A 23973-nucleotide genomic window follows, 5' to 3' on the forward strand; every position below is an offset into this window, starting at 1 on the left:
TCATCGTTATCCGAATTGTTATGCCAAAGCTGCTGCAGAATCAGCGCGATGGCGTCGAAGTCTTCGGTATCAAACGGTCGGTAGAGAACCCGCGAGACCATGGTGCCTCTTTCTTTCGCGGATGCATATCGAGCACAGTTCTACCACGCCATTGGCATCTAATTATGGTGCCCCTGTGTTCCATGAACTCACCGTGCCCGGTGCCGTGCCCATCCCCTCTGCTCGCAAACTTTTTCTGCATATGCGCCCGTTGCGGGGTGCATCGATGCGCTCGATGCGCTACATTAAATCAGTATTTTCAATGCCGCTGCGCGAGCGCTGCAGATCGACGTATCACCGACTCACAGAGCACGGCGGCGTACCAGACAGGAGGACTGCATGGGATCTGATGTGAAGATCGCACGCGCGTTGATCTCGGTTACCGATAAGACGGGCGTCGTCGATTTCGCACGGACGCTGGTTGACGACTTTGGCGTCGAGATCATCTCTACGGGCGGCACGGCTCGTGCCATCGAGGACGCGGGCGTTCCCGTAACCCCCATCGAGGAGTTCACGGGCTATCCCGAGATGATGGACGGCCGCGTTAAGACCCTGCACCCCAAGGTTCATGGCGCGCTGCTGGCCCGCCGCGATTCCGAGCAGCACATGCAGGAGGCCGCTGAGCACGGCATTAAGCTGATCGACCTGGTCGTCGTCAACCTGTACGAGTTCGAGAAGACCGTTGCCAACCCCGAGGCCACCTTCGCGGACGCTATCGAGCACATCGACATCGGTGGCCCCTCTATGCTGCGCTCTGCTGCCAAGAACGCCGCGAGCGTTACCGTCATCTCCGACCCGGCCGACTATGATGCCGTCCTGGCCGAGATGCACGAGACCGGTGGCTGCACCACGCTTTCCACCCGTCGTCGCCTGCAGGTGAAGGTCTACCAGACCACCGCCGCCTACGACACGGCTATCTCCCGTTGGCTTGCCGCCCAGGCGAGCGACGTGGCGGACACCTCTGCCAAGCTCGAGATCTCGCTGGAGAAGGTCGACGACCTGCGCTATGGCGAGAATCCTCAGCAGAAGGCTACGGTCTACCGCTTCGCCGAGGGCTGCGAGAACACCGCGAGCTCGCAGTTCCCGCTCGTGGGCTCCGAGCAGATCCAGGGCAAGCCGCTCAGCTACAACAACTATCTGGATGCCGACGCCGCCTGGAACCTGGTCCGCGAGTTCGACGAGCCGGCCTGCGTAATCCTCAAGCACCAGAACCCCTGCGGTTCCGCCGTTGCCGAGGACATCACGGCTGCCTACGACCGCGCCTTCGCCTGCGATCCCAAGAGCGCCTTTGGCGGCATCATCGCCTGCAACCGCGAGGTTCCCTTTGATCTGGTTGAGCACTTTGCCGATCAGAACAAGCAGTTCGTCGAGGTCATCATCGCCCCGAGCTACACCGCCGAGGCGCTCGAGCGCATGGCCAAGCGCCCCAACCTGCGCGTGTTGGCGACCGGCGGCGTGGACCACGGCGCTCAGGTGGAGCTGCGCTCCGTCGACGGCGGCATGCTGGTGCAGGAGGTCGACCACGTGACCGAGGATCCCGCGACCTTTACGTTCCCCACCGACCGCAAGCCCACCGACGCCGAGATGGCCGAGCTCGAGTTTGCCTGGAAGGTCTGCAAGGGCGTTAAGTCCAACGCCATCCTGGTCTCCAAGGGTAAGGCCGGCATTGGCATGGGCCCGGGTCAGCCTAACCGCGTTGACTCTGCGCTACTTGCCTGCGAGCGCGCCGAGGACTTCTGCGAGCGCGAGGGCGTGGAGAAGGGCGGCTTTGCCTGTGCAAGCGACGCGTTCTTCCCGTTCCGCGACAACGTCGACGTGCTTGCTGCACACGGCGTGACCTGCATCATCCAGCCCGGCGGCTCCAAGCGCGACGACGAAAGCATCCAGGCCTGCAACGAGCACAATATTGCTATGGTCTTTACCGGCGCCCGCCACTTCCGCCACTAAGTTCCGCCTTGGGACAAAATAATCTCCGCAAAAGACGGCTGCTCCGTTTGGAGGGCCGTCTTTTTGGTATAAGAGGACGGAATGACTAACACGAAAGGTATGACCATGCCCCAGATTGATGATGCCGAGCTGTTTGGCAATGCCGAGGATCAGCGTGCGTACGAGGACTTTTGCGCCAATCAGGAGGCGGTCGAGAAGTTTACGCTCGACAAGCCCGCGCTTGTCTGCCGTTGGCGCATGTCCAATAAAAAGGTGCCCATGCTCAACCGCCACATTCGCGCACTGTCCGAGCGCCTGGTGCAGGGCGAGCCGCTTACCCATAACATGCTCAGCTGGGCCAAACAGCACGTTGAGTGGTCGCTTGCCGAGGGCGATTACACTGCGCACGACGGCGTACTCATGCTGGTGATCGACATCAACGGCAACGCCGCCATGACGGTGGGGGAGTACGAGCCGCTCGCCGATACGTCGGCCAAGGCGCTGCGTGCCCGTTCCGCCGAGGCCCGCTCCGAGGCCGACGAGACCGGCGTGGCGCCCGAGTTGCTCGCCGCCGTCAACAACGGCGAGCTTGCCTTTGTGGCGCCGGCGGACGAGTGCCTGTGCGGCACGGCGACGCTCATCGAGCAGCTGGCCCAGACCAAGGGCATCCCGGTCACGCGCGTAGATATTCCCGCGCAGCTTAAGGGCGCGCTGTTCCTGGCGAGCGACGAGCACGGCGTGGTCCCCGCAACCGAGGCCGACGCCGCCGAGGCCGACGCCGCCGACTCCGACGCCGCCACGGTCGCCTTCTTCGCCGAAGGCTACGAAAAGCTCCGTGCCCGCCGCTAAATGATGTTTCTGGGACGGGGATTAAAAACTCATTTAATTCCCGTGCTCGTCGCGAGCGAGGGGCAAGCCTCTGCCACTCGCGAACAGTTCTGTCACTTTGGTGCCGCGTGAGGCGCGTATCTGCGGATCCGCGGTCATAATGGGGCAAGACAACCAAGAGGGGGGGGGCGGAATCCATGGCGCTAATCTATATCGTTGAGGACGACGAGCCCATTCGTCGTGAGCTTATCGACATCCTTGCCCGCGCCGGTTTTGAGGTTGAGGCATGCGAATCGTTTGAGCATGTCTCGCGCGATATTCTCGCCGCCGCGCCCGACCTGGTGCTGCTCGACCTCACGCTTCCCGTCAAGGACGGCCAGCATATCTGCCACGAGGTTCGCCGCGAATCCGAGGTTCCCATCATCGTCCTCACGTCGCGCACGACCGAGATTGACGAGGTCATGGCCATGACGCTCGGTGCGGACGACTTTGTTCCCAAGCCCTACAGCGCGCGCGTGCTCGTGGCGCGCATCAACGCACTGCTGCGTCGCACCGCGGTGGCAGGCGAGCGCAGCACACTTGTCCACAAGGGGCTGGAGCTCGACCTCGCTCGCTCCATGGTCACCAATACGGCATCCGGCGGCAGTACCGAGCTCACCAAAAACGAACTGCGTATCCTCTCGCTGCTTCTGAGCCGCGCGGGCAAGATTGTTTCGCGTTCGGCCATCATGCAGGATCTGTGGGACTCCGACGCCTTCGTGGACGACAACACGCTCACCGTCAACATCAACCGCCTGCGCACCACGCTCGAAAAAATCGGCATCAAGGGGTATTTGACCACGCATCGCGGCCAAGGCTATTCGGTCTAGGGGCCGGCTATGTCGTTCGCCAAATTCTTCAAAGATGCGCTGCTTCCCGTCGCCGTGTGGACGTGCGGCGTGCTGCTGAGCTGCTTTGTGCTGACGGTCGCCGGCGCACCCGTTTCCATCGTGGTCGTGGCGGTCGGCGTGTCCTTTATCTTTGGCATGCTGGGCATCGTGATCGAGTACGCGCGCCGTCGTCGTTTTCTGCGCCAGCTGGAGCGTGCGGCAGAGGAGCTCGAGAGTCCCGCATGGGTGCAGGAGATGGTGCAATGTCCGACCTATGCCGAGGGCGAGCTCGAGTACGAGGTCTTGCGCCGGGTGGGCAAAGCCGCTTGTGACGAGGTTGCCGAAGGCAGGCGCCAGACCGATGACTATCGCGACTATATCGAGAGCTGGGTCCACGAGGCCAAGCTGCCCCTGGCGGCAGCCCATCTGATTTTGGAAAACCTGGACAGCAGCGAAGACGACCTGTCGCGCGTGGATGACCTGGGTCGCGAGCTGGCTCGCGTGGAGCGCTATATCGATCAAGCGCTGTACTACGCGCGCTCGGAAGTCGTGGAGCGCGACTACTTGATTCGCCGCTGGGATCTCAAGACCCTGGTGACGGGCGCGATTAAGGCCAATGCGCGTGAGCTCATCGCGGCGCACGTGGCTCCGGTGTGCGAGAACCTCGACTTTGAGGTCTTTACCGACGAGAAGTGGCTCGAGTTTATTCTGGGCCAGCTCATTCAGAACAGCATTAAATATGCGCGTGAGGACGGCGCAAAGATCGTGTTTTCGGGTGCGTTGCTGGACGAGGGTCTGGCAAGTGAGCGCATCGAGCTTACCGTCGCGGACAACGGCTGCGGCGTGTGTGCGGCAGACCTGCCGCGCGTGTTCGAGAAGGGCTTTACCGGCGACAACGGCCGCACCACCAAGCGTGCGACGGGCATCGGCCTCTACCTGGTGGCGCGCCTGTGCTCCAAGATGGGCATCGACGTCACCGCAGCATCCGAGCCCGGCGAAGGCTTCGTCGTAACATTCGCCTTCTCAACCAACAAGTTCCAATACTTTGAGTAGGCGGGCCGTCTTGCGGCACGGACGGCTATGTTCCCGAACGTGAACTTAGCTAAGGCAATTGGCGCTATGTTCCCGAACGTGAATATAGCCGCAAGGATTTAAATGAATCGCCCCATAAAAAACGTGCCGCCCCAAACGGGGCGGCACGCCATCTTTTATCAGCCAACTCGTTGAAGTACGGTGACGAAGGCGCAAGGCCGGGAGGGGTTATCTAAGCCGACATCCCGCAGCCGCGAAGCGGCGAGGACGTCGGCGTGATAACCCCGCAGGCCCTGCGCCGGCGGGAAGGAACCTACTTCACGACCAAGATGTCGCAGTCGGTGTTGCGCAGCAGGAACGTCGAAATCGAACCCAGCAGCGCATACTTGATCGAGGACAGGCCGCGTGCGCCGCAGAGCACCAGGTCGGGCTTGACTACGTCGAGCATCTCGTCCTTGAGCGTCTCGCGAATGCGGCCGGCGCGAATCATGACCTCGACCTCGGGAATGTCGGGATTGGCCTTGGCCTCTTCGAGCTGCTTGGCGATGGAGTTCTTAAACGCCTCCTCCAGGCCGTTGACTAGATCGACCGGATAGGAACCGGCGCTCTCGAGCGCCGTGGAATCGATAACGTGGCCGATGATTAGCTTGGCGCCGTTGTTCGCGGCGACCTTGATGGCGCGTGCGAGCACAAAATCCTGCTGCTCAGTACCGTCGAGTGAAACAAATACCTTGGTGTAGCCCTCGTTCATGGTTTCCTCCTTGGTCTATCGCACGGGCGCGGGGCTCGTGCGTCGGGCGGGCGCGGGCGCGTTGGCCGCCGGACACTTTATCTTGTTGCAGTTATACCCAAGGATTTCGGTTTGACCGCTCGCAATTCTGTGAACGGACGAGTTTTTTGGTAAGGGTAGGCGCAGACGCGCCCGAACGGTTGATAATGGGACATCGCCCGCACCGTCCGCAGAACAATATCGGCGGGTGTCTAACGAGGGGGTCCCTTTGGATATCATCGAGCTTCTAAAATCTGCCTTCATGGGCCTGGTCGAGGGCATCACCGAATGGCTGCCCGTCTCGTCGACCGGTCACATGATTTTGGTGGACGAGTTCGTTAAGATGAACGTGAGCGAGACGTTCTGGAACATGTTCCTGGTCGTGATTCAGCTTGGCGCCATTTTGGCCGTCTGCGTCCTGTTCTTCCATGAGCTCAACCCGTTCTCGCCCAGCAAGGGCAAGGAGGGCCGTCGCGACACGTGGGTGCTGTGGGGCAAGATCGTGCTCGGCTGCATTCCTGCGGCGGCGATCGGCCTGCCGCTCAACGACTGGATGGAGGAGCATTTCTACAATGCTCCCGTCGTGGCGCTGGCGCTCATTGTGTACGGCGTGCTGTTTATCGTGATCGAGAACTGGCGCGCGAGCAAGCGCGAGGAAATGGCCGTTGCCGGTTCGTTTGGTTCGCGTGCTGTGGTGTCGGGTGGACGTCCTGCCGGTGCGCACTTTGCGGCGCCCGCCGCGGCTACCGCTGAGGATGAGGACGATGACGAGGATCTGGACTTTGGTTCCATCACCACGCTCGAGGATCTAAGCTGGAAGACTGCGCTGGGTATCGGCTGCTTCCAGGTGCTTTCGCTGATTCCGGGCACGTCGCGCTCCGGCTCCACCATCATCGGTGGCTTGCTTTTGGGCTGCACGCGTTCGGTGGCGTCCAAGTTTACGTTCTTCCTGGCCATCCCTGTCATGTTTGGCGCGAGCGCGCTCAAGCTGGTCAAGTATTTCATCAAGGGCGGCACGTTCGGTGCCAACGAGGTCGCTATCTTGGGCATGGGCTGCGTTGTGGCCTTTGTGGTTTCGCTCATCGCCATCAAGTGGCTCATGGGCTTCGTCCGCCGTCACGACTTTAAGTGCTTCGGTGTTTACCGCATCATCCTGGGCATCGTAGTGCTCGCATACTTCTTCGTTCTGGAGCCGATGCTCGGCTTCTAACTTAGTCGACGCTGCGCGGCAGCCAGGGCGACAACTTGTCATTCAAAGGGGGCGGCATGACCAAAAGGTCTATGCCGCCCCCTTTTCATGCCAATTTGTTCGACCTGACCGTCGCTCGCTGCTGCTGCCATGACATCGGCGGTTTCGTGATTGTCAATAGATTGGTGCAGACTAACCTGACCCCATTGCACCAAATCCGCTGGGGCGAGCCTGACGGTGGCGCGCGGAGTCGTGGTGTGATTTGCGTCGGTGTCCGCGCGGCTCGGTATACTGGTACGGCTCAAACTATGGCGCCGCCCGCAGGCGCGCCGTCCGTCAGATGAGGAGTCGCCCATGACCCAGCCCCTGCCCTGGGAAAAGAACGCCGCGGTGCCCGTGCCGCCCGCGCCGGAACCCGTGCCGCTCGATGCATATGTTGCCCCTGCAGTGCCGGAGCCCGAGCTCGTCCCGCTTGACATCTATGACGCTCCCGCGCCGGCACCCAAACCCGCCAAGCCGCTCGTCGACATCGACAGCCTTAATCCCGCCCAGCGCGAGGCGGTCCTGACCACCGAGGGCCCGCTGCTGGTGCTCGCCGGCGCCGGCTCGGGCAAGACCCGCGTCTTGACCTTCCGCATCGCACATATGCTCGGCGACCTGGGCGTTAAGCCCTGGCAGATCCTCGCCATCACGTTTACCAACAAGGCCGCGGCCGAGATGCGTGAGCGTCTGGCGGCACTCATCCCCAGTGGTACCCGCGGCATGTGGGTGTGCACCTTCCATGCTATGTGCGTGCGCATGCTGCGCGAGGACGCTGACCTGCTGGGCTACACCGGTCAGTTCACCATCTACGATGACGACGATTCCAAGCGCATGGTGCGCGATATTATGCAGGCGCTCGGTATCGAGCAAAAGCAATTCCCCATCAATATGATTCGCAGCAAGATCAGTTCGGCCAAAAACGCCATGATCGGCCCCGAGGACATGCTCAAATCCGCCGACAGCCCCAACGACAAAAAGGCCGCGCAGGTCTACCTGGAGCTGGAACGCCGCCTGCGTGCCGCCAACGCGATGGACTTCGACGACCTGCTCGTGCGCACGCTCGAGCTGCTGCGCACCCGCCCCGAGGTGCTCGATAAGTACCAAGAGCGCTTCCGCTACATTAGCGTCGACGAGTATCAGGACACCAACCACGTCCAGTACGAGATCGCCAACCTGCTGGCCGCCAAGTACCAAAACCTCATGGTCGTAGGCGACGATGACCAGTCCATTTACAGCTGGCGCGGCGCCGACATCACCAACATCCTGGACTTTGAGAAGGACTTTAAAAACTGCAAGACCGTTAAGCTGGAGCAGAACTACCGCTCCACGGGCCATATCCTGAGCGCCGCCAACGCCGTGGTGCGTCACAACTCGCAGCGCAAGGACAAGCGCCTGTTTACGGCCGAGGGCGACGGCGAGAAGATCCAGGCCTTCCAGGCAAGCGATGAGCGCGACGAGGGCCGCTGGATTGCCGGCGAGATCGAAAAGCTGCACTCCAAGGGCACGAGTTACGACGATATCGCCGTGTTCTACCGCACCAACGCCCAGTCGCGTATCCTCGAAGATATGTTCCTGCGCGCGGGCGTGCCCTACAAGATTGTGGGCGGCACGCGATTCTTCGACCGTGCCGAGATCCGCGACGTCATGGCCTACCTCAAGATGATCGTGAACCCGGCAGACGAGATGAGCGTCAAGCGCGTCATCAACACGCCGCGCCGCGGCATCGGCTCCACCTCGATTCAAAAGATTGAGCAGCTGGCACGCGACAACCGCTGCTCGTTCTTTCAGGCCTGCGAGATCGCAACAGCCGAGACAGGCATGTTTAGCGCCAAGGTGCGTAACGGCCTGTCGAGCTTTGTGGCGCTGGTGCGCGAGGGCCGGCGCATGGACGGCGAGCTCAAGGACGTCGTCGAGATGATTGTCGACAAGACGGGCCTGCTGCAGGCCTTCCGCGCCGAGGGCACCATGGAGTCCGAGAGTCGCGCCGAGAACATCCAGGAATTCCTGGGCGTCGCCGCCGAATTTGAGGAGACGCACGAGGATATCGAGGGTACGCTCGAGAGCTTGGAAGAGCTGCGCGCTGCCGGTGTTGCCGATGTGCCTGCTAGCGCCGAGCCCGAGCCTGTCGTGGTGAGCGCGCCTGCGCCCGAACCGGGGCCATCTGCCCCGGTATCCTCGTTTGAGGCGCTCGTTGGCGCGCGTGACGCCGCGGGCTCCAATCCGCTCGATAGCTTGGCCGCTCCGGCGCTGTCTCCGCAGGATGCCCTGGCCGCCGCCATCGCGGGCAACGCGTATGCCGCGCCGACGGAGATGCCGGCGGGTGCCGTGCATGCCGACGAGATCGAGCGCACCTACGGTCCGCTCACCTGTAAGGCGCTGCCGGCGCTCATGGAGTGGCTGGCCCTGCGCTCCGACTTGGATTCCCTGGCCGGCGAGACGCATGCCATTACCATGATGACCATCCACTCCGCCAAGGGCCTGGAGTTCCCGGCGGTGTTCGTGGCCGGCATGGAGGAGGGTATCTTCCCGCACGTGCACGACTTTGGCGGTAGTGACGATCCGGGCAAGCTCGAGGAGGAGCGCCGCTTGGCCTACGTCGCCATCACGCGTGCTCGCAAGCGCCTGTTCCTGACCTATGCGGCCACGCGTCGCACCTACGGCTCGACCTCTGCCAACCCGCGCTCGCGCTTCCTCAACGAGATTCCGTTTGAGGATATCGAGTTTAGCGGCATCGGTTCTGCCGGTTTTGAGGGCACGGGCTGGGAGAAGCGCGGCGACCGTCACGGCACCTTTGGCTCGGGCATGGGCTCGGATATGTACGGCGGCAAGGTGTTTGGCTCGCATACGCGCTCGACCGGCGGTTCCGGTTCGCGCGGCGGATCGAGCTTTGACGATTTCTTTGGCGGCAGCAGTTACGGGACCGAGCGCCATCGTGGAGTTTCGCCTGACGCCGGCCGTGTTGCCTCGACTTTTGGTTCGGGCGCGTCGCGAGCCAAAAAGCCGTCTTCCAAGGTGTCCCCGACGGTGGAGCGCAAGGTCGATCGTGCCAGCGCATCGCAGGACTTTGCCGCGGGCGATACCGTGAGCCACAAGACTTTTGGCACGGGTACCGTGATCTCGGTCGCCGGAGACATGATCGAGGTTCAATTCGAAAAGACCGGCCAGACCAAAAAGCTAATGAAAGGTTTTGCACCGATCGTCAAGCTGTCGTAGTCTCGGCGGACCCGGGCGGGCGTATGGGGCAACATCGCCTGCTCGGGCAGTCCTGCGCAAGACGGAGAGCACATTAAGTGCTCTCCTTTGCGTGCGGAACTCGCGATCGATGTTGCCCCATACGCCCGCCCGGGTCCTTGGGTAACGTTGCTGAACGAGCGTTGCTTTGCCTCTCGCTTTTTAATCTGGAGAACCGGGTGGGCTGAATACTTAGACATGGCAAGGGGCTCCCCCGTTGAAGAACGGGGGAGCCCCTTGTTGCGTTTTTGATTGTCGTAACTAGTCAGAGGCTCGCCGGGACGGGGCGCGGGGTTTGGTCGATCGCGAGTTCCGCACGAGCCGGAGAGCACTTAATGTGCTCTCCGTGCGAGCAGGACTGTCCGAGCAGGCGACCAAACCCCGCGCCCCGTCCCGGCGAGCGCTCGGGGACCGGTAGCTTACAGGTGCGAGACAATCAGTTCCATCTGGCCTTCGAGGTCAATGGAGCTGACGGTGCTCGGGGCCAGCAGGTGGCTTCCCTTGTGGACGGGGTCGCCGCAGACGGTGCCTTCGCCGTCGATGACCGACAGGCACATGAAGGGCCAGCGCTGGTCGAGGGTCTTGCTGCCGTTGACGCGCACGCGATCGACGGTGTAGCAGGGGTTGGACTCGAGCTCGGTCACGCCGTCCACCTCGGGCGCGGTCACCGTGCCGTCGGTCGGAGCCTGAGCATCAAAGTCGATGCAGTCGAGGCTCTGCTCAATGTGCAGCGGGCGCAGCTTTCCGTCGGTGCCGGGGCGGTCGTAGTCGTACAGGCGATATGTCACGTCGCTCGACTGCTGCGTCTCCAGAATCAGCGTGCCGGTCTTGATGGCGTGAACGGTGCCGGAGTCGATCTGGAAAAAGTCTCCCTTGTGAATCGGCAGCACGTTGAGCATCTCGTCCCAACGGCCCCCCTCGATCATCTGCGCGGCCTCGGCGCGGTCGTGCGCGCGCTGGCCGACGATGATCGTGGCACCGGGCTCGCAGTCCAGTACATACCAGCACTCGGTTTTGCCCAGGCTGCCGTTCTCGTGCTTGGCGGCGTACTCGTCGTTGGGATGAATCTGGATCGAAAGGTCGTCCTTGGCGTCCAGAATCTTGATGAGCAACGGGAACTCCTTGCCCTCGCAGTTGCCAAAGAGCTCGCGGTGCTCGGCCCACAGCCACGACAGCGTGTGGCCGGCGTACGGTCCCTCCGCAATCTGGCAGTCGCCGTTGGGATGGGCCGAGATGGCCCAGCACTCACCGATGGGACCCTCGGGAATGTCGTAGCCAAACACGGTCTCCAACTGGCGGCCGCCCCAGATCTTCTCGTGGAAGATCGGCGTGAGTTTAATCAAATCGGACATGTGCATACTCCCATAAGGTTGTGCGGGTGCCGCGTAAGACAGCTCAAAACGAGCACCCACCGGATTACAAAACTAGGCCAGCGTTACGTTGTGCAGCTCAAAGCGGTCGCCTACGTTGTGCGAGATAGAATATTCAAACGCGGTGCCGCTATCCAAGAAGCCAATCTGGTTGAGTTCGAGCAGGGGAGAGCCGGGTTTGGTATCCAGGCGCTCGGCTTCTTCCTCGGTTGCCGCCACGGCGCGGATGGTGCGATGGAAGCTCGAAATCTTCAGCCCGCATTGCTCGCGGATAAAGCCGTAGACCGATCCGTACAGGTCCTTCTTTTTAAGGCCCGGGATCAGTTCGAGCGGCATATAGGTGTACTCGATGACGATGGGCTTCTCGTCGACCTGGCGCACGCGCACGATGTGATAGGCGAAGTCATCCTCGGCCATTCCCAGCTGGGTCGCAACCTCTGCCGGTGGATTGACGATCGAGAAATCGTAGACCACCGAGGTCACTTTCTCCCCGCGATGCTCGTACGAAAAGCCTTGGGCACGGTCGTTCTTGCCTTGAAAAAACACCTGGCCGGGAAGCCCCGCCGTGTCCTTGACGTAGGTGCCCGATCCGCGCCGGCTGGTAATAAGGCCTTCCTCGGTGATCTGCTCAATCGCTCGTTTGACGGTGATTTTGGAAACGCTATAGAGCTCACAGAACTCAACGACGGTGGGAAGCTTGTCGCCCGGTTTAAGAGCGCCATCCTCAATACTTCGACGAATATCTGCAGCTATCGCCTCGTATTTGGGAATCAAGGAACCTCCTTTCCAACTTGATTGAGTATAAAAGAAAGTATAGTCAACACCTAAGTATCTCTATTGAGTTATTGAAAAGTTCGAGAAAGATAAAATTAAAAGTCGCCCCGCTTGTAAAATTAGAGCGTTTTAAATGATAAACATCTGAGTAGTGTCGTGTTGAGAAATGATCGGTCCGAGGACGGGGCCGAACCGATATAACACCCAGCGAACCGAATCTCGTACTCTGCGCTTCCCCAGATAAAACCTGCCAAAACAAACCTGTCCTTTTTGGTAGGTTTTTGCCTTGGGAGCGGTACCATACAGGCAATGTTTAAACGAGAAAGGCGGGCTCCCATGGAACCTAAGCAGTATTACATCGGCATCGACGTCGGCGGCACCTCGGTCAAGGAGGGTCTGTTCGATGAGGACGGAAACCTGCTTGCCAAGGCCAGCGTGCCCACGCCTCCCATCGTTGACGCTGCGGGCTTTGCCGCGGTGACCGAGGCTATCGACCAGGTGGTCGCCAAGGCCCAGATTCCGCGTGCCTTTGTGTCGGGCATTGGCCTGGCCGTTCCGTGCCCCATCCCGGCATCGGGCGATGCCAAGGTCAAGGCGAACATCGCCATCAACCTGCCCGAGCTCAAGATCGCGATCCAGGAGCACTGCCCCGACGCGGTCGTTAAGTACGAGAACGACGCCAACGCTGCTGCTATGGGCGAGGCCTGGCTCGGCTCTGCCAAGGGCGTACAGAACGTGGTGATGGTCACCATTGGTACCGGCGTGGGCGGCGGCGTTATCGTTAACGGCGACGTGGTATCGGGCGTTGTGGGTGCTGGCGGCGAGATTGGCCACATGTGCCTGAACCCGGCCGAGGAGCGCACCTGCGGCTGCGGCGGCCATGGCCACCTGGAGCAGTATTCCAGCGCCACCGGCGTGGTGAGCAACTACCTTGCCGAGTGCAAGAAGGCGGGCGTCGAGCCCATCGAGCTGACCGGCCCCTCCGATTCCAAGGACGTGTTCCAGGCCTGCCGCGAGGGCGACAAGCTCGCGCTGGCCGCGGCCGATACCATGGCCGACTATCTCGGCCGCGCACTGGCGCTTATTGCCAACGTGGTCGACCCCGAGATGTTCCTCATCGGCGGCGGCGCCTCCGCCTCGGCCGATGTCTACCTCGACAAGGTTCGCGAGCACTTTAAGCAGTACGCGCTTTCCGCCTCGCGCGAGACGCCCATTAAGGTCGCTTCGCTCGGAAACGACGCCGGCATCATCGGTGCCGCCTACGTAGCCCTGCGCGCTGCCGGTAAATAGCTGGTGCAAGGGGGACAGGTTACATTGCACCAACATGGTGCAAAAGGGACAGCCTTGGCCCCCGTGCCTGCGCCCCAAAATATGCCGTGGCCCTTCCGTCTGCGAAGGCTCGGCATCGGCGTGCTACCATAGCTACGTCCAAGTACACATATCAAGTGGAGGATATCCATGGCAAACGTTCTTGTCTTTGGTCACCAGAACCCCGATAACGACGCCATCATGAGCGCCGTCGTCCTGTCCCAGTTGCTCAACCAGGTTGAGTATGCCGGCAACACCTACGAGGCCTGCGCCCTTGGTCAGCTTCCGGCCGAGTCCGCCAAGCTGCTCGCCGACGCTGGCATTGCCGAGCCCCGCGTGATTGATTCCGTCGAGGCCGGTCAGCTCGTCGTCCTCACCGACCACAACGAGTCTGCCCAGTCCGTCGCCGGCCTTAAGGACGCCACGGTCTTTGGCGTTGTCGATCATCACCGCATCGGCGACTTCGAGACCGCCGGCCCGCTGCACTACATCTGCCTGCCCTGGGGCTCCAGCTGCACCATCGTCACCAAGCTCGCCGGCGTGCTCGGCGTTGAGCTTTCCGACGTTCAGGCCAAGCTGCTGCTCTCGGCCATGATGACCGACACGCTCATGCTCAAGAGCCCCACTACCACCGATGTCGACCGCGCCGTCGCCGCCAAGCTCGGCGAGCAGGTGGGCGTCGACCCGGTCAAGTTTGGCATGGAGGTCTTCCTCACCCGCCCGTCCGGCTCCTTCACCGCAGCCGAGATGGTCGGCAACGACATCAAGATGTTCGAGCCTGCCGGCAAGAAGCTGCTCATCGGCCAGTACGAGACTGTCGACAAGACTCGCGCACTCGGCATGATCGACGAGATTCGCGAGGCCATGCGCGCCTACGCCGCCGAGAAGGGTGCCGACGGCATCGTCCTGTGCATCACTGACATCATGGAGGAGGGCTCGCAGGTCCTGCTCGAGGGCGAGACCGAGGCTGCTCAGAAGGGCCTGGGCATTGCCGACGAGCACGACGGCGTCTGGATGCCGGGCGTCCTCTCCCGTAAGAAGCAGGTCGCTGCCCCCATCATGGCCGCCTGCTAGGTTTAGTTGACCAAACGCCACGACCGGATCGCGGAAGCCCCGCGCTCCGGTCGTTTTTTGTGCACGGCGCCGCGTCGTCTCTTGGATAGGCGCGCCCGTGCCGTTGAGCAAATAATGTTCAACCTGTGGTTCCGCTTTTCGGCCACGCCTGCGTGCCTGTCGTGCAGGGTAGGCTAGATGCAAGCGTAATACGTTAGAGCGCGGCACCGCCACTTGGGCGGGCCGTGCTTTTTTAAGACGGGAGCTTTCCCGTGAAAGGAGCCGCCCATGGCAGCACCCGAGCAGCTGTTTAACGTTCGTGAGCGCAAGCGTTTTGAGCGCCATGACATTTGGGAGCGCATCACCGAGAACGGCACGATTTCCGCCGCCGTCATGGTCTTCGCCGCCATCGCCGCCGTCATTTGCGCCAACACCGATGCCTACGAGGCCATCCATCACTTTTTGGAGACCCCGCTGTATGTGGGTCTGGGCAACCTTACGGCCGGTCTCACCGTTGAGCTTTTCGTCAACGACTTCCTCATGGCGATTTTCTTTTTGCTGGTGGGTATTGAGCTCAAGTATGAGATGACGGTCGGCGAGCTCAAAAACCCGCGCCAGGCCATGCTTCCCATGCTGGCGGCCGTGGGCGGCGTCGTCGTTCCCGCCTGCATTTATCTGATCTTTAACCATGCCGGCGCGCACAACGGCTGGGCCATTCCCATGGCAACCGATATTGCCTTTGCACTGGGCGTGCTGTCGCTTTTGGGCAACCGTGTGCCCAACGGCGTGCGCGTGTTCTTCTCGACGCTCGCCATCGCCGACGACCTCATCTCCATCGCCGCCATCGCCATCTTCTACGGTCAGAGCCCCAATCCGTTTTGGTTGGGCGCCGCCGCGCTTGTGACCTGCGCGCTCGTGTGGCTCAACAAGACGCAGCATTACCGCCTTGCCCCGTATTCGGTACTGGGCCTGCTGTTGTGGTTCTGCATGTTCAAGAGCGGCGTACATGCCACGCTTGCTGGCGTCATCTTGGCCTTTACCATCCCGGCCAAGTGCGGTGTTAAGCTCGACAGCCTTACCGATTGGTTGGGGGAGTGCCTGCCGCTGCTCGATGACCGCTACGACGACGAGGCGCACATCCTGGGCCAGCATGACTTTACCGTCTCGACCACCAAGGTCGAGCGCGTCATGCACCGCGTGACCCCGCCGCTCATTCGCATGGAGCGTCTGATCTCCACGCCGGTCAACTTTGTGATCCTGCCGATCTTTGCGTTCGTCAACGCACAGGTTCGCCTAGTGGGCGTGGACATGAGCACGCTGCTCACCGACCCGGTGACGCTCGGCGTGTACTTTGGCATGCTGCTGGGTAAGCCGATCGGTATCTTTGGCATGACGTTTGCCCTGGTTAAGCTTAGGGCCTGCGAGCTGCCGCACAATGTCAACTGGCATATGATTGCCGGCGTGGGCATTCTGGGCGGTATCGGCTTTACCATGTCGATTCTCATCAGCGGCCTCGCCTTCCCGACGGCCCAGTTTGAGGTTCTGGCTGCCAAGGCCGCTATTCTCGCCGGCTCTGTCACCGCGGCCGTACTTGGCATGATCTACATGAGTGTGATCTGCAAGCACCCCGCGCCCAAGAACGAGTAGGCGCGTAGAAACAGACGCCAGAGCCTGCTCGAGTGCGTGTAAAACGCGGTTTTGAGTGGTACTTGCCACCTGCCGGACACCCCAGTGGCCAAAAAACGCCGTTTGTGAGTACTGTCACAAACGGCGTTTCATTTTAGGCGCGAAAAATAATGTACAAATCTATTCTGTCTGTGCATTAACGATTGCGTGGCTGGACGAAAAATGCTGATGCATCCTTCCAAAACCGGACACAAAAGGCCAAGACTGGCCTTTTTAATTCAAAATCGCTGTTACTAAAAAAGTAACAGTACTCATATTTGCTATTTTTTGACCACAGGCCCCAATGACTAGGTTTATTCCACGGTGCCGTAGATGGCGCCCCAGCCGTGGGCGGCCAAGGCGGAGTTGAGCTGGTCGCAAAGTGACTGGCGGTCGTAATAGCCGGGCGGTAGCAGGTTCACGATTTCCATGAGATCGGGCGCCAGGTCCAAGATTTCGGCCTGTACGATCAGATCCAGGCGGTCGATGGCGTGGCGGTCGTAAAACAGCCCGTCGACCAGGCGCTGCAGGTCGCCGAATTCCTCGGCCTGGAACGATCCGTACTCCATAGTGCCTCCTTGGGTGCCCCACGCCGGCATGCGCGGCGATTCGTAATTCATTGCGATGGACTTAATCTATCACGGCTTCATAACGTTGCGACGGTGGCGGTCTATACTTAGAAGAATTGCAACGTACCGCTTCGTGAAAGGTCGCACCCATGCAGACGATCTACCAGAAGATGGAAACCACCGAACTCGATGCCGCCATCGAGGCGCTCAAGGCCGAGGTCGCCGAGGTCAAGGCCAAGGGCCTGGCGCTCGACATGGCCCGCGGCAAGCCGTCGCCCTCCCAGGTGGACATCTCTCGACCCATGCTCGATATCCTCAACGCCGACGCCGATCTGCACGATGGCAACGTCGACTGCTCCAACTACGGCTGCTTTGAGGGCATTCCCTCGGCACGCAAGCTAGCGGGGGAGTTCCTGGGTTGCCCCGCCGAGCAGACGCTCGTGCTGGGTTCGTCGAGCCTTTTGATCGAGCACGATATCGCCGGTATGTTCTGGCGTTGCGGCTCATGTGGTAGCGACCCTTGGGAGGCTTACGAGGCCGCGCACGACGGCAAGAAGGTCAAGTTCCTGTGCCCGGTTCCCGGCTACGACCGCCACTTTGGCATCACCGCCGATCTGGGTATCGAGAACGTCCCCGTCGCGATGACCGACAACGGCCCCGACATGGACGAGGTCGAGCGCCTCGTCGCCGCCGACGATTCCATCAAGGGCATCTGGTGCGTGCCCAAGTATTCCAACCCCACAGGCATCACCTTTAGCGAGGACACTGTGCGCCGCCTGGTCGAGATGCCCACGGCCGCGCCCGATTTCCGCATCTTCTGGGACAACGCCTACTGCGTGCACGACCTGTACGACGAGACCGACGAGCTCGCCAACATCTTCGATCTGGCCCGCGCGGCGGGCACCGAGGACCGCGTGGTGGCCTTTGCCTCGACGTCCAAGATCACCTTCCCGGGCGCCGGTATCGGCTTTATCGGTGCGAGCCCCGCGGTTATCGCGGAGTTCTCCAAGCGCCTGAAGGCCGGCCTCATCAGCGCCGATAAGCTCAACCAACTGCGCCACGTGCGTTTCCTTCCCACCATCGAGGCGGTCAAGGAGCACATGAAAAAGCATGCTGAGTTTTTGCGTCCGCGCTTTGAGGCCGTTGAGCGCAAGCTCACCGAGGGCCTGGGCGATACGGGTTGCGCTACCTGGACGCATCCTCGCGGCGGCTACTTTGTGAGCTTCGATGGTCCCGAGGGCTCGGCCCAAAAGGTCGCCGCGCTTTGTGCCGACCTGGGCGTCAAGCTCACGCCGGCCGGTGCTACCTGGCCCTATGGCAAGGATCCGCGCGATACCAACATCCGCATCGCGCCGAGCTATCCCACGGTCGAGGACCTGGAGGCCGCGCTCGATGTGCTGGTGCTGGCCGTCAAGCTCGTCGCTGCCGAGCTTGCGCGTGCCGAGCGCGCCTAACGCGCGGCTCCCCGTACTATCCGCACTTTCGATACGTAAAGGAGCGTATACATGGATTTGGGTATTTCCACCAACCCCACGCCAGAGCTCTACACCATTAAGGTAACCGGCGAGATCGATATCTCTAACGCCGATAGCCTGCGCAATGCCATCGACCTGGCGCTCGAGCAGCCCACTGAGGCCGTTGAGCTCGATTTTGCCCAGGTGAGCTACATCGATTCGACGGGCATTGGCGTGCTTGTGGGCGCCGCGCACCACGCAGTCGACCACGGCAAGCGCTTTAGCTGCGCCAATGTGCAGCCTCCGGTGATGCGCGTGGTTCAGCTGCTGGGTGTCGACCAGGAGATTTCGATCACCGCTGCATAACCTTTGCCCTCAAAAGGGCGTGCCGTTTGGCATATGTTTGTGATGCGCTCGGACGTTTTGGCGTCCGGGCGCTATACTTGACCGAATGAATAGACGAGTTCCGGCCGAATGGCGCGGTGCGGGCTCGACTCACATCGAGCCTTGGAGGTATGTGTGTTTGGTATTGGAGAGGGTGAGCTCGCGATCATCGTGGTCTTCGGCTTTTTGCTGTTTGGCCCGGATAAGCTCCCGCAGATGGGCCGCACAATCGGCCGTGCCATCCGTCAGTTCCGCGAGACGCAGGAAAAGATGACGGCCGTTGTTCAGTCCGAGATTATCGATCCGGTAAGTGAGGCCGCTTCGGCACCGGTCAAGCCCAAGAAGACTGCCGTCGATGACGATTCCGATGCGGACGAGGATGCCGCCGAGACGGCAGCGCCCGCCAAGAAGGAGACCTTTGCCGAGCGTCGCGCCCGTCTTGCTGCCGAGAAGGCCGCGAGCGAGGCTGCCGCCGAGGGCGAGGGTGCTGCTGAGGAGTCCGAGGCCGAGGGTGCCGAGCCTGCCGCTGCCGCTGAGCCTGTCGTCGAGCCCGAGCCTGCTGCAGAGCCGGAGCCCGAGCCCGAGCCGGCAGAGCCCACGACGGCTGACCTCTACGCCCGTCGCCCCCGCAAACGCAAGGCCGTCGTCGACCAGCTCGCTCGCGAGCTCGAGGCCGAGGACGACGCCGCTGCCGCCGACGCCCCGAAGGGAGGCGATGAGTAATGCCTATCGGACCTGCGCGTATGCCGCTCTTCGATCACCTGGGAGAGCTCCGTCGCCGCCTGACCATCGTGGTCGTGTCGGTGTTTGCCGCCGCTATCGTGCTGTATTTCGCCACGCCTGTGGTGCTCGACATCTTGGAAGACCCCATCCGCTCCTTTGTGCCGGACGGTAAGTTCTACATCACCACCACGCTCGGCGGCTTTGGCCTGCGCTTCTCGCTGGCCATCAAGATGGCCGTGGTCATGTGCACGCCCATGATCATCTGGCAGATTCTGGCATTTTTCCTGCCGGCACTGCGTCCCAACGAGCGCAAATGGGTCGTGCCCACGGTGCTCGCCTCGACGGTGCTGTTCTTCCTGGGCGCAATCTTTTGCTACTTCATCATCATCCCCGCGGGCTTTGAGTGGCTTATCGGCGAGACCTCGGCCGTTGCTACGGCGCTGCCCGATCTGGAGAACTACGTCAACATGGAGCTGCTCTTTATGATCGGCTTTGGTGTGGCGTTTGAGCTGCCGCTCATCATCTTCTACCTGTCCGTCTTCCACATCGTGTCCTACGCGGCCTTCCGCGGCGCCTGGCGCTACGTGTACGTGGGCCTGCTTGTGGGCTCGGCTGTGATTACGCCCGACGGCTCGCCCGTTACGCTGGGCCTCATGTACGGCGCCCTGCTCTCGCTCTACGAGATCTCGCTCGCCATCGCCCGCGTGGTCATTACCGCGCGCGAGGGCAAGGAGGGCCTGTTTGTGAGCCGTCTGGACCTGTTCTCGGACGATGAGGACGACGAGGAGTAAATCGGTATGCACGAGGTTGGCATTGTCAACGGCATACTCGATACAGTGATTCGCGCGGCGCGTGGGGCGGGGGCCTCGCGCGCCGTTTTGGTAACGCTGCGTATCGGGGATATGACCGAAGTTGTGCGCGAGGCGCTCGACTTTGCGTGGGAGACATTTCGCGATGAGGACCCGCTCACGCGAGGCTGCGAGCTTGCCGTGGAGGAAGTCCATCCACAAAGCGAGTGTCTGGACTGCGGGGAGGTCTTTGAGCACGATCGCTTCCATTGCCGCTGTCCCCAATGTGGCGGCGCCAACGTGCGTCTGCTGCACGGCCGCGAGCTCGACATCGCAAGTATCGAAATCGAAACCCCCGACGATTAGCCCGCTAGCCATCTGGTGATGGGGTATAAAGGGGCCAAAGTAAGGAGTGCCGAGTATGGCTGAGAAAACGATTGATATCGCGTCGCCGATTCTGTCGCGCAACGAGCGCCTGGCAGATCAGCTGCGACAGCGATTTAAAGAGACAAACACCTATGTGATCAATGTGCTGTCGAGCCCCGGTTCGGGCAAGACCACCACGATCCTGGGCACCAACGAGCGCCTGCGCGACAAGGCTGGCCTGCGCTGTGCCGTCATCGAGGGCGATATTGCCTCGGATGTCGACGCCATCACCATGAAGGAAGCCGGCATGCCCGCCATCCAGATCAACACGGGTGGCCTGTGCCACCTCGAGGGCAACATGATCATGGAGGCCGTTGACGCGTTCGACCAGGCCGTCGGTCTGGAGAACATCGACGTCATCTTTATCGAAAACGTGGGCAACTTGGTCTGCCCGGTCGACTTTGACCTGGGTGAGAACCTGTCCATCATGATTCTCTCGGTGCCCGAGGGCGACGACAAGCCCATCAAGTACCCGGGCATCTTCCAGCACGCCGGCGCACAGCTGCTCAACAAGGTTGACGTGGCCCCGGCTTTCGATTTTGACATGGATAGGTATACTAAGACACTCGATGACCTCAATCCGCAGGCGCCGCGGTTTGCCGTGAGCGCGCGCAAGGGCGAGGGCATGGATGCCTGGTGCGATTGGCTCATCGGGCAGATCGAGCAAGCAAGGGCGTAAATCGGCCGCCATACGGGCGGGCGTAGCCGCAGAGACACGAGATAGGAGCCTCTTTTGAAGCTCATCATCGCCGAGAAAAACGACGCCGCGCGTCAGATCGCCGAGCGTCTGTCCACGGGCAAACCCAAAAAGGACAAGGTGTACAACACCGCCATCTACCGTTTTGAGTGGAAGGGCGAGGAGTGCGTGACCATCGGCCTGGCCGGTCACATCCTTGCGCCCGATTTTTGCGACAGCGTGCTGTTCGATAAAAAGCTGGGCTGGTATTCGGTCACTGAGGACGGCGAGATGCTGCCGGCCGACATGCCCGATGGCCTGGCCCGCCCACCGTACGACACCAAGCGCAAGCCGTTTCTTGCCGACGGTATCTCCATCAAGGGCTGGAAGCTCGAGAGCCTGCCCTACCTCACCTGGGCGCCCGTCATTAAGTTGCCGGCCGAGAAAGAACTCATTCGTTCGCTCAAGAACCTGGCTAAGAAGTCCGACAGTGTTATCATCGCCACGGACTTCGATCGCGAGGGCGAGCTGATCGGCTCGGACGCTCTCAACAAGGTACGCGAGGTTGCGCCGGACTTGCCGGTCGCCCGCGCCCAGTACTCTTCGTTTACCAAGGCCGAGATCACGCAGGCCTTCGATAACCTTGTCTCGCTCGACCAGAACCTGGCTGACGCCGGCGAGAGCCGTCAGCACATCGACCTCATTTGGGGTGCGGTGCTCACGCGCTACTTGACGCTCGCCAAGTTTGGCGGCTTTGGTAACGTGCGCTCCGCCGGCCGCGTGCAGACGCCGACACTCGCCCTGGTGGTCGAGCGCGAGCGCGAGCGCATGGCGTTTGTGCCCGAGGACTATTGGCAGATTCGCGGTATGGGTGCCGCGCAGGGCGCTGCCGAGGACGATCGCTTTAAGATCGCGCACAAGACGGCACGCTTTACCGACAAAGATGCTGCCGAGACGGCGTATGGTCACGTCGACGGCGCCAAGACGGCGACCGTTGCCGCGGTGACCAAGCGCTCCCGCAAGCAGCAGCCGCCCACGCCGTTTGCGACGACCTCGCTGCAGGCTGCCGCTGCGGCCGAGGGCATCTCGCCTGCGCGTACCATGCGCATCGCCGAGTCCCTCTACATGGCGGGTCTCATCAGCTACCCGCGTGTCGACAACACCGTGTACCCCGCGACGCTCGATCTGGGCGCTGTGGTGAGCGACCTGGCAAAGATCAACCCGGCGCTGGCGCCCGTGTGCAAAAAGGTGCTCGCCGGCCCCATGAAGCCCACGCGCGGCAAAGTCGAGACCACCGACCACCCGCCTATCTACCCCACGGGCGAGGGCGATCCGTCCACGCTCGACGGCGGCCAGCGCAAGCTCTACGATCTCATCGCCCGCCGCTTCCTGGCGACGCTTATGGGTCCTGCGACCATCGAGAACACCAAGCTCGAGCTCGACGTCAATGGCGAGCCGTTCGTGGCTTCGGGCGACGTGCTCGTGACCCCGGGTTTCCGCGAGGCGTATCCGTATGGACTTAAGCGCGATGAGCAGATGCCGCCGCTGGAGCAGGGCGATACGGTCGACGTGTTCGACATTAAGCTCGAGGCAAAGCAGACCGAGCCGCCCGCGCGCTACAGCCAGGGCAAGCTCGTGCAGGAGATGGAAAAGCGCGGCCTGGGCACCAAGTCCACGCGCGCGAGCATCATCGAGCGCCTGTATGCCGTGCGCTATCTCAAAAACGATCCCGTTGAGCCGAGCCAGCTGGGCATTGCCATCATTGACGCGCTGACGCAGTTTGCCCCGCGCATCACGAGCCCCGATATGACCAGTGAGCTCGACGGCGACATGACCCGCGTCGAGCGCGGCGAGGACACCGAAGAGCATGTCGTGACGCACTCGCGCGCGCTGCTGGCTGGCGTGCTCGACGAGCTGCTCAAGCACACGGAGGAGCTGGGCGACGCCATCAGCGACGCCGTCACGGCCGATGCGCGCGTGGGCGCTTGCCCCAAGTGCGGCAAGGACTTGGTTATGAAGACGAGCGCCAAGACCCGTGGCAGCTTCATTGGCTGCATGGGCTGGCCCGACTGCGATGTGACCTATCCGGTGCCGAGCGGCGTCAAGGTGAGCCCGCTCGAGGGCGAGGCAGCCGTGTGCCCCGAGTGCGGCGCGCCGCGCATTAAGTGCCAGCCGTTCCGCCAGAAGGCCTTCGAGATTTGCGTGAACCCCACGTGCCCCACCAACTACGAGCCTGACCTTAAGGTGGGCGAGTGCAAGGTGTGCGCCGAGGCCGGACGCCATGGCGACCTGATCGCGCACAAGAGCGAGAAGAGCGGCAAGCGCTTTATCCGCTGCACCAACTACGATGACTGCGGTGTGAGCTATCCTCTGCCGGCGCGCGGTAAGCTCGAGGCGACGGGCGAGACCTGCCCCGAGTGCGGCGCCCCCATCGTGGTGGTCAACACGGCGCGCGGCCCGTGGCGCATCTGCGTGAACATGGACTGCCCGACCAAGGAGAAGAAGCCCGCCCGCGGCCGCAAGACCACGACTAAGGCGAGCACGGCCAAGAAGACGACGGCGGCAAAGAAGACGACGGCGGCAAAGAAGACGACGGCTAAGAAAGCCACTGCCGCCAAGAAGACGACCGCGAAGAAGTCGACTACCAAAAAGACCGCTGCCGACAAGTAGCCGCACGGTCGAAACATCACCTAAAACAAAAACGAGCGAGGACCTCAAAATCCTCGCTCGTTTTTTGTCCGGCAGTTAGGGACGTTCCTTTTAATATGAGCAGGACATTGCCAAGAGGCAAAATCGGGCCTGGCCCCAACGATATGGGGTCAGGCCCCCTCCCTATATCAGCCCGTCCGCGGCGACCT

At 61.7% G+C, this 23973-nt stretch carries 20 protein-coding genes; 16 read left to right on the forward strand and 4 right to left on the reverse strand.

The genetic code is table 11. The features are described from left to right. The first annotated feature begins 378 nt into the window (after positions 1–378). The 4 genes from purH (at position 379) to AB5405_RS06590 (ending at position 4715) form a co-directional block, all read left to right on the forward strand. Positions 379–1986 (forward strand): bifunctional phosphoribosylaminoimidazolecarboxamide formyltransferase/IMP cyclohydrolase, encoded by a 1608-nt coding sequence (purH, locus tag AB5405_RS06575; RefSeq protein ID WP_368137954.1) that lies wholly within the window; start codon positions 379–381, stop codon positions 1984–1986. A gap of 81 nt (positions 1987–2067) precedes the next feature. Next, positions 2068–2814 carry a hypothetical protein gene (locus AB5405_RS06580; RefSeq protein ID WP_368137955.1) on the forward strand — a complete coding sequence of 249 codons (747 nt, stop codon included), beginning with the start codon at positions 2068–2070 and terminating at the stop codon, positions 2812–2814. 176 nt (positions 2815–2990) lie between these two features. After that, positions 2991–3662: a response regulator transcription factor gene (locus AB5405_RS06585; RefSeq protein ID WP_368137956.1), complete on the forward strand. Its 672-nt coding sequence runs from the start codon at positions 2991–2993 to the stop codon at positions 3660–3662. Between the two features lie 9 nt (positions 3663–3671). Next, positions 3672–4715, forward strand: a complete 1044-nt coding sequence (locus AB5405_RS06590) for a sensor histidine kinase (protein WP_368137957.1) — start codon at positions 3672–3674, stop codon at positions 4713–4715. Between the two features lie 292 nt (positions 4716–5007). On the opposite strand, the gene AB5405_RS06595 is transcribed toward AB5405_RS06590, so the two are convergent. Beyond that, a complete protein-coding gene (locus AB5405_RS06595; protein ID WP_006235921.1) occupies positions 5008–5445 on the reverse strand; it encodes a universal stress protein in 438 nt (145 codons plus the stop codon). Positions 5446–5692: 247 nt separating this feature from the next. Between AB5405_RS06595 and AB5405_RS06600 the strand changes: the two genes are divergently transcribed. Then, positions 5693–6673 carry an undecaprenyl-diphosphate phosphatase gene (locus tag AB5405_RS06600; RefSeq protein WP_368137958.1) on the forward strand — a complete coding sequence of 327 codons (981 nt, stop codon included), beginning with the start codon at positions 5693–5695 and terminating at the stop codon, positions 6671–6673. A 333-nt stretch (positions 6674–7006) separates the two neighbouring features. Then, entirely contained in the window at positions 7007–9907 is a 2901-nt protein-coding gene (locus AB5405_RS06605) for an ATP-dependent helicase (protein WP_368137959.1), read from the forward strand. A 437-nt stretch (positions 9908–10344) separates the two neighbouring features. On the opposite strand, the gene manA is transcribed toward AB5405_RS06605, so the two are convergent. Both manA and AB5405_RS06615 read right to left on the reverse strand, forming a co-directional pair. Beyond that, complete coding sequence (manA, locus tag AB5405_RS06610; protein ID WP_438265709.1) at positions 10345–11277, reverse strand: mannose-6-phosphate isomerase, class I; 933 nt, start codon at positions 11275–11277, stop codon at positions 10345–10347. A gap of 72 nt (positions 11278–11349) precedes the next feature. Next, the gene (locus AB5405_RS06615; RefSeq protein ID WP_118934139.1) at positions 11350–12069 is read right to left on the reverse strand and encodes a GntR family transcriptional regulator; all 720 of its coding nucleotides are present in this window, start codon (positions 12067–12069) and stop codon (positions 11350–11352) included. A 336-nt stretch (positions 12070–12405) separates the two neighbouring features. Between AB5405_RS06615 and AB5405_RS06620 the strand changes: the two genes are divergently transcribed. The 3 genes from AB5405_RS06620 (at position 12406) to nhaA (ending at position 16077) form a co-directional block, all read left to right on the forward strand. Then, entirely contained in the window at positions 12406–13359 is a 954-nt protein-coding gene (locus AB5405_RS06620) for an ROK family protein (protein WP_035137699.1), read from the forward strand. Positions 13360–13527: 168 nt separating this feature from the next. Next, the gene (locus AB5405_RS06625) at positions 13528–14451 is read left to right on the forward strand and encodes a manganese-dependent inorganic pyrophosphatase (protein WP_118450292.1); all 924 of its coding nucleotides are present in this window, start codon (positions 13528–13530) and stop codon (positions 14449–14451) included. 267 nt (positions 14452–14718) lie between these two features. Then, complete coding sequence (nhaA, locus tag AB5405_RS06630; RefSeq protein ID WP_368137961.1) at positions 14719–16077, forward strand: Na+/H+ antiporter NhaA; 1359 nt, start codon at positions 14719–14721, stop codon at positions 16075–16077. Positions 16078–16409: 332 nt separating this feature from the next. Here nhaA and AB5405_RS06635 read toward each other — a convergent pair whose 3' ends face one another. Then, positions 16410–16664, reverse strand: coding sequence for a hypothetical protein (locus AB5405_RS06635; RefSeq protein ID WP_055285533.1), 255 nt, complete (start codon positions 16662–16664; stop codon positions 16410–16412). 149 nt (positions 16665–16813) lie between these two features. Here AB5405_RS06635 and AB5405_RS06640 point away from each other — a divergent pair, with 149 nt between their 5' ends. The 7 genes from AB5405_RS06640 to AB5405_RS06670 all read left to right on the forward strand — a co-directional run bounded on the left by AB5405_RS06640 (position 16814) and on the right by AB5405_RS06670 (position 23785). Further along, positions 16814–18118, forward strand: coding sequence for an aspartate aminotransferase type Ic (locus tag AB5405_RS06640; protein WP_161144547.1), 1305 nt, complete (start codon positions 16814–16816; stop codon positions 18116–18118). Positions 18119–18169: 51 nt separating this feature from the next. After that, positions 18170–18484 carry an STAS domain-containing protein gene (locus tag AB5405_RS06645; protein WP_055251245.1) on the forward strand — a complete coding sequence of 105 codons (315 nt, stop codon included), beginning with the start codon at positions 18170–18172 and terminating at the stop codon, positions 18482–18484. A gap of 153 nt (positions 18485–18637) precedes the next feature. After that, a complete protein-coding gene (locus AB5405_RS06650) occupies positions 18638–19225 on the forward strand; it encodes a twin-arginine translocase TatA/TatE family subunit (protein ID WP_368137962.1) in 588 nt (195 codons plus the stop codon). After that, a complete protein-coding gene (gene tatC, locus AB5405_RS06655) occupies positions 19225–20016 on the forward strand; it encodes a twin-arginine translocase subunit TatC (RefSeq protein ID WP_022093860.1) in 792 nt (263 codons plus the stop codon). Before AB5405_RS06650 ends, tatC begins: the two co-directional genes overlap by 1 nt. Before the next feature lie 6 nt (positions 20017–20022). After that, positions 20023–20379, forward strand: a complete 357-nt coding sequence (gene hypA, locus AB5405_RS06660; RefSeq protein WP_117565013.1) for a hydrogenase maturation nickel metallochaperone HypA — start codon at positions 20023–20025, stop codon at positions 20377–20379. A gap of 55 nt (positions 20380–20434) precedes the next feature. After that, complete coding sequence (gene hypB, locus AB5405_RS06665; RefSeq protein WP_138374518.1) at positions 20435–21118, forward strand: hydrogenase nickel incorporation protein HypB; 684 nt, start codon at positions 20435–20437, stop codon at positions 21116–21118. A gap of 54 nt (positions 21119–21172) precedes the next feature. Beyond that, on the forward strand, positions 21173–23785 hold the full coding sequence (locus AB5405_RS06670) for a DNA topoisomerase I (protein ID WP_368137963.1): 2613 nt from the start codon (positions 21173–21175) through the stop codon (positions 23783–23785). Positions 23786–23973: the final 188 nt, after the last annotated feature.

This window comes from Collinsella aerofaciens (assembly GCF_040920445.1).
Taxonomy (GTDB): Bacteria; Actinomycetota; Coriobacteriia; order Coriobacteriales; family Coriobacteriaceae; genus Collinsella; species Collinsella aerofaciens_BH.

Bases quoted from the DNA above. Each gene is read 5' to 3' on its own strand.
- purH (WP_368137954.1), top strand. From the start codon at position 379: ATGGGATCTGATGTGAAGATCGCACGCGCGTTGATCTCGGTTACCGAT.
- AB5405_RS06580 (WP_368137955.1), top strand. From the start codon at position 2,068: ATGACTAACACGAAAGGTATGACCATGCCCCAGATTGATGATGCCGAG.
- AB5405_RS06585 (WP_368137956.1), top strand. From the start codon at position 2,991: ATGGCGCTAATCTATATCGTTGAGGACGACGAGCCCATTCGTCGTGAG.
- AB5405_RS06590 (WP_368137957.1), top strand. From the start codon at position 3,672: ATGTCGTTCGCCAAATTCTTCAAAGATGCGCTGCTTCCCGTCGCCGTG.
- AB5405_RS06595 (WP_006235921.1), bottom strand. From the start codon at position 5,445: ATGAACGAGGGCTACACCAAGGTATTTGTTTCACTCGACGGTACTGAG.
- AB5405_RS06605 (WP_368137959.1), top strand. From the start codon at position 7,007: ATGACCCAGCCCCTGCCCTGGGAAAAGAACGCCGCGGTGCCCGTGCCG.
- manA (WP_438265709.1), bottom strand. From the start codon at position 11,277: ATGTCCGATTTGATTAAACTCACGCCGATCTTCCACGAGAAGATCTGG.
- AB5405_RS06620 (WP_035137699.1), top strand. From the start codon at position 12,406: ATGGAACCTAAGCAGTATTACATCGGCATCGACGTCGGCGGCACCTCG.
- AB5405_RS06625 (WP_118450292.1), top strand. From the start codon at position 13,528: ATGGCAAACGTTCTTGTCTTTGGTCACCAGAACCCCGATAACGACGCC.
- nhaA (WP_368137961.1), top strand. From the start codon at position 14,719: ATGGCAGCACCCGAGCAGCTGTTTAACGTTCGTGAGCGCAAGCGTTTT.
- AB5405_RS06635 (WP_055285533.1), bottom strand. From the start codon at position 16,664: ATGGAGTACGGATCGTTCCAGGCCGAGGAATTCGGCGACCTGCAGCGC.
- AB5405_RS06640 (WP_161144547.1), top strand. From the start codon at position 16,814: ATGCAGACGATCTACCAGAAGATGGAAACCACCGAACTCGATGCCGCC.
- AB5405_RS06645 (WP_055251245.1), top strand. From the start codon at position 18,170: ATGGATTTGGGTATTTCCACCAACCCCACGCCAGAGCTCTACACCATT.
- tatC (WP_022093860.1), top strand. From the start codon at position 19,225: ATGCCTATCGGACCTGCGCGTATGCCGCTCTTCGATCACCTGGGAGAG.
- hypA (WP_117565013.1), top strand. From the start codon at position 20,023: ATGCACGAGGTTGGCATTGTCAACGGCATACTCGATACAGTGATTCGC.
- hypB (WP_138374518.1), top strand. From the start codon at position 20,435: ATGGCTGAGAAAACGATTGATATCGCGTCGCCGATTCTGTCGCGCAAC.